The organism is Novosphingobium malaysiense (genome assembly GCF_000802225.1).
In the GTDB taxonomy this organism is placed as follows: domain Bacteria; phylum Pseudomonadota; class Alphaproteobacteria; order Sphingomonadales; family Sphingomonadaceae; genus Novosphingobium; species Novosphingobium malaysiense.
Genome location: NZ_JTDI01000006.1, coordinates 100,830 through 113,542, shown reverse-complemented (window position 1 = coordinate 113,542; position 12,713 = coordinate 100,830). Strand labels below are relative to the sequence as shown.

The window sequence follows — 12,713 nt, the reverse complement described above, 5'->3', positions numbered from 1 at the left end:
AGGGGCGACACCAGTGACAGGCGCTTCCGGCGATGCGGCATCACTGGCCTACCTTCTCGACCCCTGGTGGCAGCCAGCGCCCTTCGAGCAGATCCGCATCCGGCCCCTGCGCGCGAATGACGAGATAGAAGGGGCCATCGGGAGCCGGTAACCAGTTCGCCTTCGGATCGGCCGGCCTGGTGTGCTGGATGGCAATCGACAACGTTCCGTCCTTGCCATGCACCAGTCCCGGCGTGCGGTCGTTGACGATGTAGCGGTTGATTGCGTTGGGGTAGAGTTCGCGGGTGCGGGCATCGTAAAGCGTCAGCGACCAGAAGAACTTTGCAGGCGGTGGAGTCGTAAAGGTCAGGCGGTACTTGTGCTTCGATCCGTCGAGCGCGTCACCCTCGCTGTCCGCGAAGGTGTTGAAGGGATAGTTTTCGGTCGTGACGTTGGCGCCGGTGCCCAGTGTGTTGATAGCTGCGCGGTAGAAGTAGTTGTACCCATAGGCTCCGATGTCGGCGGGCACTTTCCATGTTCCGGCCGGGTATCCACTCAGCCGGGAAGAGTCGTTGATTGCACTTTGAGCCTGGGCGTAGCCTCGCTGCACGCCGGCCCTGATCTCGGGATCGCGCATGGCCTCGTCGATGGCCTCAGGCCCTTTGCCGACGCCGATCATCCGCAGGCGTTGCACATAGGCGCCTTCCGCTTCGGGATAGCCGTTATTGCGCACTACCCAATCGAGGATGTGCATGAAGCCCGCCGCGCTCTTTGTGTCAGGCTCCGGGAACGCATCAGTTTCCGCTGCTTGCGATTTGGTCGGAGACAGCGTGAAACCGGATTGCAACGCCTGGGCGCGCACGGGATTGGCCAGATCGCGTGCCAGGACGCGCATGAGAATCCAGCAATAAGGGGTCGTAACAGTGAAGCGCTCGGTGCCCTCGGGAATCGGACCGTCATACCCGACCGGTACGATTGCATAGCGTCCCGGACCGAAGCCCCGTGTCCGTGCAGAGATATTCGAGGAATTGCCGTAGATGTCGATCAGGTTGACCGTGAAATATGTCTTTCCCGCGTCCGGCACTGTTAGGATGACCGGCCCGTCGGTGAGATCGAGCCAGGCGTTGGAATAGAGCGTATCGGCATTGGGCGTCTTGAACGGCGCATAGCCTGGCTTGGCCAGCCGCCTATCGTGCGCAAACCGGTTGAAGCCCGTGTGACCGGGCGACTGCGGATCGATCGCCTGCTGATACATCTGTACGTATTCGAGCACAGCGCTAGTTCCATAAAGCGTCGCATCGTATGCAAGCGTCTGTGCATAGATGCGGCGACTCTCGCCGGTCGCCGGCATCAGGTCGGGATGTGCGGGCCACTGAAACTGGTCGGCATGGTTGGGGTCATAGGCACCTCGACCGGCCGCGGTGCTATCCCGCGCTAAGGCATGTCCACTCAAAGCTGCAAGACATAGGGCAACGCCTGTCGCTATGGACTTGTTAAAAGGCAATTATCGCTCTCCCGAATATCCGTCACTGCTCTGAGACACGTATCTTATTCAGGTGGAAAACCGGGAAACCTCTTACTTGTGATAGCGGTTGCGAAGTGCGGGGCTTGGAGGCGCCTGGAGTACAGCAGTGGCCATTGTCAGCGCCTCGTCTACTATGAGGTCCAGCTCGTGCCGCTTTCCGACAAAGGACAGCCCGGCTTCCCATGCCGATACCAGGTTGAGGAAAAGGAGAGTGGCTGAGGTCAGGCGGAGCAACGCTATGTCCCGGTCAAAGCCGAACAGCGCGTCGTAGAGCATTTCCATCAACTGGGCCAGCGCTGGCGCCTCGCTCTCGCTATCGCCGGGGTGCTGAATACCGGTCGCACGAAATCGCGCGAGATACTCAGACGTGAAGCGCACATAGGGACGCCTGCCGTGCTCATCTTTGATCTGAAGTTGCGGCAGCAGCAGGATTTCCAAGAGAGCACGCAAGTCGTGCGCGCGCCCCTCGCAGACCACCTTGTCGATCATGCTGCGCCGCGTAGGTTCCATTTGGCCTACGCGGTACGACAGGATAGCCTGGATCAGGTCCGCCCTGTCCTCGAAATGATAATGCACGGCGCTGTTGTTGCTCTGGCCTGCTTCCAGGCGGATCTGCCGGAGGGAAACGGCGTCGATTCCGCGCTCGCCGAAAAGGCGCTCAGCCGCCAGCAAGATTTTGACCCGCGTGTCACTGATCTCTTCACGGGGAGGGTCGGGTTGCATTTCGAGGATTTTCGCCATGTCCGACGAATAAGGGTACGGACAAAGAAAGACCAGTGACCACTGGCGGCCACTCCCTCATTTTTAGGACAGGTGGATTAATCAACGTGTCTCAGTATGAACGGGAGGCAGAGGGCGGGCGTTGGGTAAACCAGTCCGCCAAACAGGGAGAGATTTGATGAGGCATTCCGTCACGGCCCGCATTCTTTTGGCGACCGTCTGTCCTGTCGCGCTGCTGGCCGCTCCTGGCGCGCACGCCCAACAGGCCGCTGCACCCGCGCAGGGCAGCGCTGCCGATACGCCCCAAGGCGGCATCGACGAAATTGTCGTCACGGCACGCAAGCGGAAGGAGACTTCGCAGGACGTGCCGGTGGCAGTCACCGCTATCTCGGAAAAACAGATCGACCGTTACGACCTGACGAGCCTGGAAAAGGTTGCCGCGAGCATGGGGCAGCTCACCGTCGGTCGCAACTCGACCGGGTCCGGCGCGCAGATTACATTGCGCGGTATTGGTACGGCGCCCAGTTCGATCGGCATCGAGCAGTCGGTCGCAGTCGTGCTCGACGGCGTATATTACGGCCAGGGCCGCATCATCAACGAGGGCTTCTTCGACGCCAGTCGGATCGAGGTTCTCAAGGGGCCGCAAGCGCTGTTCTTCGGCAAAAACGCCACTGCCGGCGTGATCAACATTGCCACCAACGACCCCGGCCCGGTATTCGAAGCCAAGGCGCGTATTGGACACGAGTTCAAGTCCGCGACCACTTATGGCGAAGGGATCATCTCCACGCCGCTCAACGATACTACTGGCGTCCGGCTTGCCGTGCGCGCCAGCACGATGAGCGGCGGCTACTTCCGCAATAACGGCGTGGAACTGCCTTACGTGACGACCGATCGGTCCACGGGCACGGCGATCGCGACAAGCCATGTGCAACCGGTCGGACCGCGCGAAGTTCCCGGCGAGAAGACGATCATGGGGCGCCTGACAGTCAAGAGCGAACTTACCGACAGCCTGACCGCCACGATCAAGGGCTCCTACTCGCGCTTCAAGGTCAACAACCCGGCCTACAACCGCACGCCATACTCCTGCGCCAAGGGCGGAACGTGGTTCAACCTCGATTTGCCCTGCGGCAAGGATTTCATCGCCTACAGCAACGACATGCCTGCCGACATTGCGGCCGACATTCCAGGAGCTGGTGATGGCAGCCAGTACAATACCTATACTTCCTGGGGGATCACGGGAACGCTCGAATACACTGGCGATGCCATCACGGTGACATCGGTAACGAACTATCAGCACAATAAGAATGAAATGCTGGTGGACGGCGACTTCGCCTCGTCAACGGCGGGTGCCGTCTGGGCGGTCGAGGACTCGCGCTGGCGGGCCTTCAGCGAGGAACTGCGTGCTCTTACCGATTTCGACTTCCCGCTCAACGTGATGGTCGGCGGACTGTTTCAGGACACGCGACGCGACTTCATGCAATACGTGATCAACGGCGGTTTCGAGAACGCGGCGGCCGACCCGGCCTATCGCTACGCCGGGTTCGTCAAGGATTCCTATACCGACGGCAAGACCTTGGCTGTCTACGGACAGGCGATCCTGGACATCTCCGATACCATCCAGGCGACTGGTGGCGTGCGGTACACGCATGAAACGAAGAAGAGCCAGTTCGTCCAGCCCTATGCCGCGCTTGCGGTATTCGCACCGGGGGCAGTGGTTTCAGCAGACCAGACGTTCGACGACTGGTCGCCGGAAGCGACGATCCGTTGGCAGCCGACCAGAGACATCAATATCTTCGCGTCGTACAAGACCGCATACAAGTCTGGCGGGTTTTCCAACAGCGGCATCAACTCGCTGCTCGCGTCCGTCGACAATTTCACCTTCGCACCGGAACGCGCGAAGGGCTTCGAAGCGGGCATCAAGTCGACGCTGCTCGACCGGCAGCTTCGCCTCAACCTGATCGGTTATACCTACAAGTATACCAACCTGCAGATCGACTTCTTCGACAGCGCCGTGATCGCCTTCAACACGATCAATGCCGGCGCGGTCCGCACCAAGGGAATCGAGTTCGAGGCGGAGTACGCACCTTACGCCGCTCCCGGTCTGACGTTGCGCGGTTCGGTCAATTACAACCATGCACGCTATAAAGACTTCCTTGCGCCCTGCTACGCAGGCCAAACACCGGTGGAAGGCTGCACGCTTGCTGGCAACTTCCAGGATCTGAGCGGGACGCAGACGGCGATGGCCCCGGCCTGGACCGGAACATTAGGCGTGACCTATGACACGCAGGTGGGCGAGAACAGCGATCTGACGCTTTCCGTCGATAGCAAGTACAGCGATGACTACCTGCCTTCCGGTTTCGGCAACCCCTACTCGCGGCAAAGCGCGTTCGTCACCATCGATGCGAGCGCCAAGCTTTCGTACGGCGAACACTGGGACATTGCCCTCATCGGCAAGAATCTCACCAATCGCTTCATCGCCACTGGCGTAGTCGACGGTCCGGGCACCGGCTCGGGCACGGGAACGGCGGCCGGAATCCATGCCGACCAGATCGGCCTGATTACGAACCCCCGCAGCGTGAGTCTTCAATTGACCTGGCACTACTAACCTCCCAGCGCCAGGTTTCTTCTAGCCCGTCCCGGCACTTATGCCGGGGCGGGCGATTTTTGTTCAACACTAACGGTGTTGTCTTCCAGGTCGCGCCGCGTAGCATCACGCGCCGACGCTTCATCGGATGGTATAGTTTGCGCTGCCAGCCATCTGATCAGGCTCAGGATCTGTAGTTGCAGAAGCCCCTTGAGGGTTTCATGGTTCTGTGCGCAAGGGGTTTATCGCAATCGGATCTCAATCCTTCGGGATATATGTGTCGACTGGCTTTCGGGCATACCAGCCGAACGTGGCGATGGTCGCGTAGCAGAGTGCTGGCAGTGCCAAGGCTATCGCGAGGCTGCCTGAAAGGTCAGCGAGTTGGCCAGTCAGCGGCGGAATGATCGCACCTCCGACGATCATCACGCAGATCACGCCCGATCCGTCTGCATGACGATCGCCGAGGCCCTCGCTTGCGAGGCTGAAGATCGTTGGGAACATGATCGAGTTCATGAGGCCGATCGCGAGATAGCTGTAGCCCGAAACGGCGCCTGTCCCCAGCGTCGACACGAGGATGAGCGCGATTGCACAAACCGCGTTGAAGGCAAGGACCTTGCCGGGACTGACAGCCCGCAAAACGGCCGAGCCGATGAACCGTCCGACCAGCGCGCCGCCCCAGTACAACGGAATGAGCTTGCCGGCATCGCGTTCGGCCAGGCCCAGAACGTGATCCTGCATGAGGTAATTGACGATCAGCGAACCGATCGCGACTTCGGCTCCTACATACAGGAAGATAGAGACGGCCCCGAAACCGAAACGCTTGCGACGCAGGAGGTCGAAGTTCTTGATAATGGAGCCACTCTCGTGTCGTTCACCCTTGAGCCTGTCACGGTTGAGCCAAACCACTCCCGCGATCACGGCGAGAGCGGCTGCAAGCCCGAGATAGGCGCGCTCGACGGCAGCGGTTTCGGCGATCCGGTAGGCATCCAGCGCCGGTCCCGAAAGTTCAGAGGCACTGACTGTAGCTAGGCCGCCCAGCATCACGATCGTGCCGAAATAGGGAAAGAGCGTAGTGCCCAGCGAGTTGAACGCCTGCGCGAACGTCAGGCGGGAATGCGTTGTCTTGACCGGTCCGAGAAGCGAGATCAATGGATTGGCGACGACCTGAACAATGGTCACGCCCGCTGCCAGGACAAACAGTGCGAAAAGGAAAACGCCAAATGTGGCGCTAGCGGACGCCGGAATGAACAACAGGCAGCCGACCATCATTGTCACGAGCCCGAACACCGCGCCACGCATGTAGCCGATATGTTTAACCAGCGCGGCGCCGGGGATCGAGACGATGGCATAGGCCGCGAAGAATGCGGTCTGCACCAGCATGGCTTGCGTGTAATTGAGCGTGAAGAGCTCTTTCAGTTTCGGGATGATCACATCGTTAAGAGACGTGATCCCGCCAAAAATGAAGAACAGCGCCATGACGAATGCGCGCAGTTCCGGTGCGTCGACATGCGGGCTGCCGGCCTCCTCCAGGATCGGAGGAGTACCGCTGTTTGCCTCGCTAGGCGAAATTGCCATTTGAGATCCTTCTCGTGACGGTCGCCGAGCCCTTCAATGGAGGGATGGCAAGATTTATGCGGCGGGCAGGATTCCAAGAAACCGGTCCGCCGAGCGCAAGCGGACGGGAAGCGGCTACTGTAACGCGGACGCTCCTACCAGCGACGCGCACCCAACTGGATAGTGACGACCTGACCAAGACTTTCGGCATCCTTGCCCAGCGCGAAGCCATATTCGCCCCCGGCGAGCGACCAGCCGCCATCCTCCCAATTGGCCAGCAGGCGCGGATCGACGGTCAGGTTGACCTTGACCTTCTGCCCGGGCTCGAGGTCGCGCTTGGCAAAACCGGCCAAGCGCTGTCGAGGTTTTCCATTGACGGATGTGAGATACAGTTGGGCCACCTCGGCACCGGCCCGCTCACCTGTGTTGGTGATTGTGAAGCTGGCTTTGACGATGCCGTCAGTGCCCCCCTGCACTCTGAGCGGACCGTAGTCGAAGCTCGTATAGGTCAACCCGTGGCCGAACGCGAATAGCGGTTTTTCGCCCTTTCTCGCGAACCAGCGATAGCCGACGTCCGACCCTTCTATGTCGTAGTTCACGTCGAAGGTTTCGCCGGGCTTGCCGGTGCCGAGGAAACTCGGCTCGATGGTTCCCTGGCCATCCAGCTTGGGTCGCGGAAGCTGTGCGACGGATTGCGGGAACGTGATCGGAAGGCGGCCGGAAGGGTTCACCTTGCCGAACAGGATGTCCGAAATCGCCTCGCCGCCGCGTGCACCCGGATACCAGGCCTCGACAATGCCCGCGACCTTGTCCTTCCACGGCATCAGCACGGGCCCGCCGGTTTCGAGCACGACGATCGTGTGGGGGTTGGCCGCCGCAACCGCCTCGATCAGAGCATCCTGGTTACCGGGAAGCGACAAGTCGGGGACGTCGTAGCCTTCGGTCTGGAACTGGGTCACGAAGACGACCGCCACATCCGAGCGGGCTGCGAGCGCGGCGGCTTCGCTCGTGTATCGTCCGTCGCGGAAGGTGAATGAAACCTCCGGCTGGCCTTCCCGCATGGCCGTCAGCGGCGACGAGCGGTTGTACTGCGCATCGATGAAGGCCGCGAATGCCGCGTGATCTCCGCGCAGATGGGGCACCGTGATGGACGGGCCTTCATCCGGCATCACGCGGGAGGAGCCGCCGCCGACCAGGGTGCCGGCATCCGCGTGCCCGCCAATCACCGCGACGGATTTCACGTCGCTGCCGAAGGGCAGTACACCGTCCGGATTGGTCAGCAGGACAATGCCTTCCTCGGCCACCTTGCGTGCCACGCGCGCGTCGGCCTCGGTATCGACCTTGCTTACGGTCGGTGGATCGGTATCGAGCCCGAAGCGGTAGATCGGCCACAGCACGTGCCGTGCCATTTCGCTGAGGCGCGCGGCCCATTTTGGATCGCGCCTGGCCGCTTCCAGCAGCGGCTTGCCCAGATAGGGCTCGGGGTCGAGTTCCGATCCTGACTGCTGATCGAGGCCGGCCATAGCGAAATCTAGGCCGTCCACCGCGCCCCAGTCCGACATGACGAAACCCTTGTAGCCCCAGTCATCGCGCAGGACCTTGGTCAGCAGAAACTCGCTGCCGCAGCTGAGTGGCCCGTTGATGGCATCATACGCGCACATAATCGCGCCGGGATCGCCCTGTTCAATGGCGATCTCGAAGGCGAGCAGGTCGCTTTCGCGCAGCGCGGCCTCGCTGATCTTCGCATTCATGATCTGCCGCCCGGTTTCCTGCGGGTTGATGGTGAAGTGCTTGAGCGTGGAAATGACCGGGTTCGACTGAATGCCGCGCACGACCGCGCCGCCCATGATGCCGGAATGCAGCGGATCTTCGCCGAGGTACTCGAAAGTCCGGCCGTTGCGGGCCTCGCGCATGAGATTGATGCCGCCGGCAAGAAGGACGTTGAAACCCTTGGCATGGGCCTCGCTGCCGATCATCCGGCCGCCTTCTTCCAGCAGTTGCGGGTTCCAGGTGGCGCCTTGCGCCGTGCCCGAGGGGAGCTGGGTCCCGCCTGTGCCCCGAGCCCCGTCGAGCCAGGTCACGCCGAGGCTGGCATCAGTCTCCCACAGGGGCGGGACATTGAGACGCGGCACGCCTTTCACGTAGCCGGCACCGGGACGGGCCCCCTCTGGCGGGGTGGATCCGAGCATGGGCATCGCCATGTAGCCGAGCGTAAGGTTGGTCTTTTCCTCGGGCGTCATCTGCCCCTCGACTTCGGCTGCCTTGGCACTGGCTTCCTGCGCGGTGCGGGGGGCGCCCTTGTCGTCCGCCAGGAGTGGCGCCGTCGCAACTGACATGAGAATTGCTGCTCCCGAGAGCAGGGCGCCGCGCGAAAGTATCATGGTATCTCTTCCCATCCGTTCATTCTGTCGTGGTGTTTGGTGTCGTGCCCGGTCTCACACGTGGGCAGCCTCGTTGCGTGCCGGGCGGTTTCCCCGAGGGGGCGGTCGAGGAGATGGGCGTCATGGCGCAAGAATTCCGAGCATGTAGGCCGCCGCCGTCATCACCAGCGACAGTAGGAACAGCCAGCCGAAGGCAGCACGCTGGTGATCGGCAAGGTTCACCCCGGCCAGACCGACCAACAGGAAGGTGGCGGGCGTAAGCGGGCTGATCGGAAAGCCGGTGGTCATCTGCCCGACGATCGCAGCCTGGCCAACGGCTAAAGGGTCTCCTCCCGAAGCGCCGGCTATGCCGGCCAAGACCGGCAGGATGCCGAAGTAGAAGGAATCCGGATCGAACAGCAGGCTGAGTGGCATTGCCAGGACGCCGATAAGTACCGGGAGGTGCGCGGCGCTGCCGGAGGGCAGCAAATTCGCTCCGCCATGCGCCATCGCTTCGATCATTCCGGTACCGTTGAGGATGCCGGTGAAGCATCCCGCCGCAAAGAGTATCGCGACCATCGAGATCCCGCTGGCAGCATGGTCGCGCAAGGCCGCATTCTGCCGCGCTTCGCTTCCGGCGCAGAGCAGCAGTGCCGCGATCGTTCCGAGCATGAAGGCCGCAGCCGGAGGCAGAACCTCGCTGAGCATTGCCGCCAGGACCGAGACCACGAGGAACCAGCCGATGGCCTGCCGCGTGCGCGACATCGGGGCGTCGCTCTCGGCATCGGCGGTCACAGGGGCGGCGAAGGCGGAACCGCCCGCATCCGGCGACCGGCCGTCAATGCCCGCGCCACTGCGCAGGGCGCGATGCCCGAGCCACCACGACACCGCCAGCATGGTCACGACGCCGGTCAGGTACACCGGGAGCATCGGCTTGAAGAGGGTCATCACCGGCACGTCGAGCGCCGTTGCCGCGCGGATCGTCGGGCCGCCCCACGGCAGCATGTTGCCGACGCCGGCGGCCATGGCGACCACGACGGTCAGGGTAAGCCGGTCGATCCCGAGCCTGTCATAGACCGGCGCGAGAGCGGGGATGACGATGAGAAAGGTCGCGGCCCCCGAACCATCCAGGTGCACGATGCTGGTGAGCACGGCTGTGCCGATGGAGAGCCGCGCGGGATGGTCTTTCGCCATCCGCACGATCGCCGCAATGACCGGACGGAAAAGGCCGGCATCGGACAGGATGCCGAAGAACAGGATGGCAAAGAGAAACATCGCGGCCATGGGCGCGACCTTGACCATCCCCTGCCCCATCATCGCGCCGGTCTCGCTGCCGAAACCGAGCAGGAGGGCCATGACAGGCGGGATCGCGCCGAGCGCGACGAGCGGCGTAACCTTCTTGCTCAGGATCGCGGCGAGGACGATCGCGATTGTCAGTAGGCCCGCCAGCGCCAGCATGAATCACAGGGCTCCGTCGCGGTGGGCGGCGGCCGCCATGATTCGATGGATCGTCCAGGTGGGCGCCTGTTCGCTGTTGCCGAGAACGCTGGTCATGAACAGGCCGACCGAATTGTGTTGCGGGTTCACGAAGAAGTACGTGTTGCCCGATCCTGACCAACTGTAGCTTCCCGCGGGAATGAGGTCATTCTTCTCAGTCTCGGGCGTGCCGATCGCAAATCCGAGACCGAATTCCATGGGGTAGGGCGAAAATCTGCCCATAGGCACGCGCGGGGTAAACATCCGCTTGATGCTCTGCGGAGAGAGGATGCGCACACCATCGAGCGAGCCGCCATTCGCCAGCATTTCGGCAAAGCGAAGGTAGTCCGCAGCGGTCGAGACGAGGGCGCCGCCACCGTCGAGCAGGCGATCGTGGTCGCGGTAGTCGGAATCCTGCGGGGTCTCCACCGGCTCGAGGCCGCTTTCGGTGAATTTGTAGAGAACCGGGAAACGGGACAGGTCCTGATCCTCGACGAAAAAGCCGGTGTCCGTCATGCCGAGCGGAAGGAACAATTCGTCAGCCAGCGCCTCGTCGAGCCGTTTTCCGGTGATGCGCTGGACCAGCAGGCCCAGTACGGTCGTTGAATAACTGTAGTGGAACCGTTCTCCGGGCTCGAACAGAAGCGGCGCCTTGCCGATGCGGGTCACAAGCTGTTCGAGCGAATGCGCGGGCTCGCCATCGCCGGGCAGGCGCCCCACCGGGGTATCGCGTAGCACGCCGTGCTTGCGGTAGTACTGGTGCACCGGCGTGTTTCCAGTGAAGTGGTATACGATGCCGGAGCTGTGCGAAAGCAGCTCGGCCGTCGTTATCTCGTGCTCGGCCGGCTTGGTCTTCATGTGGTCGACATCGCCGGACACATAGACGCGCATGTCCTTCAATTCCGGCAGATAGCGGCTGACGGGGGCGTCGATATCCAGCAGGCCGCGCTCTGCGAGCTTCATCACGACTACGCTCGTGATCGGCTTGGACATAGAGTAGAGGCGGAAAAGCGTATCTTCCGCGAGCGGCTTCCTGGTCGCGACGTTGGCGTAGCCATAGCGGGCACGCGAAACGATCTTACCGTCCTTGGCAATGATCGCGATGGCCCCGGGAATCTTGCCTTCGGCCACTGCCTTTTCCACGTCGGCGCGCAACTGCGGATCATTGGTGGAAGGCTTGGCAGCGGCGGTTTGCGAGGCGGCGGCCACCGGCGGCACGCCTTCGCTGGCGGTGCAACCGGGAAGCAGCGCTAGGAGTGAGCAGGCTACGCCCGCGAACAAGGGGGTGCGCCGATTTATCATGCTGTCTCCGTTGTTCGACCGAGAGCGCCTGCCGCTCTCATTTGTGCGATTTCCTCGTCCGAAAACCCGAATTCGAGCAGGACTTCATCGGTGTGCTGCCCCTGCAGCGGGACCGGCAGATCCTGCCCTTCGGTCTCATCGCCGGCGATGACGAACGGCGACCGGACGCCAACAAGGTCCCCTTCGCTGGGGTGAACGAATTCCCGGAACATGCCAACGGCCCTGAGGTGTTCGTTGTCGAGCAGGTCGTCGGGCCGGTTGACGCGAGAGCAGGGAATGTCGTTTTCCTCCAGCATCGCGATCCATTGCTTGGTCGTGTATTTCGGCGCGACGGCGTCGATCATGGCATAGAGTTCGTCGATGTGGCCGCTGCGCGTCACGGGGTCGATCACCCGCATGTCTTCCAGCATGTCGGGACGATCGATCAGCGAAAAGAAGCGCTTCCAGTGCACCGTGGTGTACGGAATGATGCTGATGAAGCCATCGGCGGTCGGAAACGGCTTGCGGTTGGGAGAATTGAGCCGCGCGTATCCGGTCGCCCCGAGGTCCGGCCGGAAAGAGCGGCCCGAGAGCTGTTCCATCATCAGAAACGAGACGAGACCTTCGAACATCGGGATTTCGATACACCGGCCCTGTCCGTCGAGCCCCCGCGCGGCGAGGGCGGCCAGCACGGCCAGAGCGAGATGGAGACCGCCGACTTTGTCGGCAATGATGGTGGGCACGAACCGCGGCGTGCCATCGGGCGTGGCATTGATATAGGCCAGTCCCGAGGCGGCCTGGATGATGTCGTCATAGGCGGGCTGATCGGCCAGCGGGCCGTTCTGTCCGTATCCGCTGGCGTAGCAGTAGAGAATGCCGGGATTGATGGCGCGGACGGCTTCATAGTCGATGCCCAGCTTGCGGGCGGACCTTTCGCGCATGTTGTGGACGATGACGTCGACGTTCTTTGCCAGCCGCAGGAAGGCCTGGCGGCCCTCGTCCTTCGTCAGGTCGAGGACGATCGAGCGCTTGTTGCGATTGCAGTTGAGAAAGCCCGCCCCCATCGACGGACTGCGTCCCGGTCTCACCGCACGGAAGGCGTCGCCCGCGGGGGGCTCGACCTTTATCACTTCCGCTCCGAAGTCTCCGATCATCTGCGTGGCATAGGGCCCCTGAACGACTGTCGTAAGGTCGAGCACGCGTACACCGGCGAGCAGTTTCAACATGCATTTGC

General features: G+C 62.2%; 8 protein-coding genes. 1 reads left to right on the top strand and 7 read right to left on the bottom strand.

The features are described from left to right. Positions 1-40: 40 nt before the first annotated feature. Together LK12_RS18215 and LK12_RS18210 are read right to left on the bottom strand one after the other, a co-directional pair. Entirely contained in the window at positions 41-1,252 is a 1,212-nt protein-coding gene (locus LK12_RS18215) for a DUF1254 domain-containing protein (protein WP_197063593.1), read from the bottom strand. A 303-nt stretch (positions 1,253-1,555) separates the two neighbouring features. After that, a complete protein-coding gene (locus LK12_RS18210; protein WP_082010636.1) occupies positions 1,556-2,245 on the bottom strand; it encodes a TetR/AcrR family transcriptional regulator in 690 nt (229 codons plus the stop codon). 157 nt (positions 2,246-2,402) lie between these two features. On the opposite strand from LK12_RS18210, the gene LK12_RS18205 reads away from it, so the two are divergent. After that, the gene (locus LK12_RS18205) at positions 2,403-4,829 is read left to right on the top strand and encodes a TonB-dependent receptor (RefSeq protein WP_039287263.1); all 2,427 of its coding nucleotides are present in this window, start codon (positions 2,403-2,405) and stop codon (positions 4,827-4,829) included. 237 nt (positions 4,830-5,066) lie between these two features. On the opposite strand, the gene LK12_RS18200 is transcribed toward LK12_RS18205, so the two are convergent. The 5 genes from LK12_RS18200 to LK12_RS18180 all read right to left on the bottom strand — a co-directional run bounded on the left by LK12_RS18200 (position 5,067) and on the right by LK12_RS18180 (position 12,705). Further along, positions 5,067-6,383 (bottom strand): sugar MFS transporter, encoded by a 1,317-nt coding sequence (locus LK12_RS18200; RefSeq protein WP_039287262.1) that lies wholly within the window; start codon positions 6,381-6,383, stop codon positions 5,067-5,069. Between the two features lie 134 nt (positions 6,384-6,517). Beyond that, positions 6,518-8,743, bottom strand: coding sequence for a beta-glucosidase (locus LK12_RS18195; RefSeq protein ID WP_039287260.1), 2,226 nt, complete (start codon positions 8,741-8,743; stop codon positions 6,518-6,520). Positions 8,744-8,863: 120 nt separating this feature from the next. Beyond that, a complete protein-coding gene (locus LK12_RS18190; protein WP_039287258.1) occupies positions 8,864-10,180 on the bottom strand; it encodes a CitMHS family transporter in 1,317 nt (438 codons plus the stop codon). A 3-nt stretch (positions 10,181-10,183) separates the two neighbouring features. Then, positions 10,184-11,500 (bottom strand): serine hydrolase domain-containing protein, encoded by a 1,317-nt coding sequence (locus LK12_RS18185; protein ID WP_039287256.1) that lies wholly within the window; start codon positions 11,498-11,500, stop codon positions 10,184-10,186. Next, complete coding sequence (locus tag LK12_RS18180) at positions 11,497-12,705, bottom strand: CaiB/BaiF CoA transferase family protein (RefSeq protein WP_039287254.1); 1,209 nt, start codon at positions 12,703-12,705, stop codon at positions 11,497-11,499. Before LK12_RS18180 ends, LK12_RS18185 begins: the two co-directional genes overlap by 4 nt. Positions 12,706-12,713 lie beyond the last annotated feature (8 nt).

Excerpts from the sequence above, each read along its gene's own strand:
- LK12_RS18210 (WP_082010636.1), bottom strand. The coding sequence starts at position 2,245 with ATGGCGAAAATCCTCGAAATGCAACCCGACCCTCCCCGTGAAGAGATC.
- LK12_RS18180 (WP_039287254.1), bottom strand. The coding sequence starts at position 12,705 with ATGTTGAAACTGCTCGCCGGTGTACGCGTGCTCGACCTTACGACAGTC.
- LK12_RS18200 (WP_039287262.1), bottom strand. The coding sequence starts at position 6,383 with ATGGCAATTTCGCCTAGCGAGGCAAACAGCGGTACTCCTCCGATCCTG.
- LK12_RS18195 (WP_039287260.1), bottom strand. The coding sequence starts at position 8,743 with ATGATACTTTCGCGCGGCGCCCTGCTCTCGGGAGCAGCAATTCTCATG.
- LK12_RS18185 (WP_039287256.1), bottom strand. The coding sequence starts at position 11,500 with ATGATAAATCGGCGCACCCCCTTGTTCGCGGGCGTAGCCTGCTCACTC.
- LK12_RS18190 (WP_039287258.1), bottom strand. The coding sequence starts at position 10,180 with ATGCTGGCGCTGGCGGGCCTACTGACAATCGCGATCGTCCTCGCCGCG.
- LK12_RS18205 (WP_039287263.1), top strand. The coding sequence starts at position 2,403 with ATGAGGCATTCCGTCACGGCCCGCATTCTTTTGGCGACCGTCTGTCCT.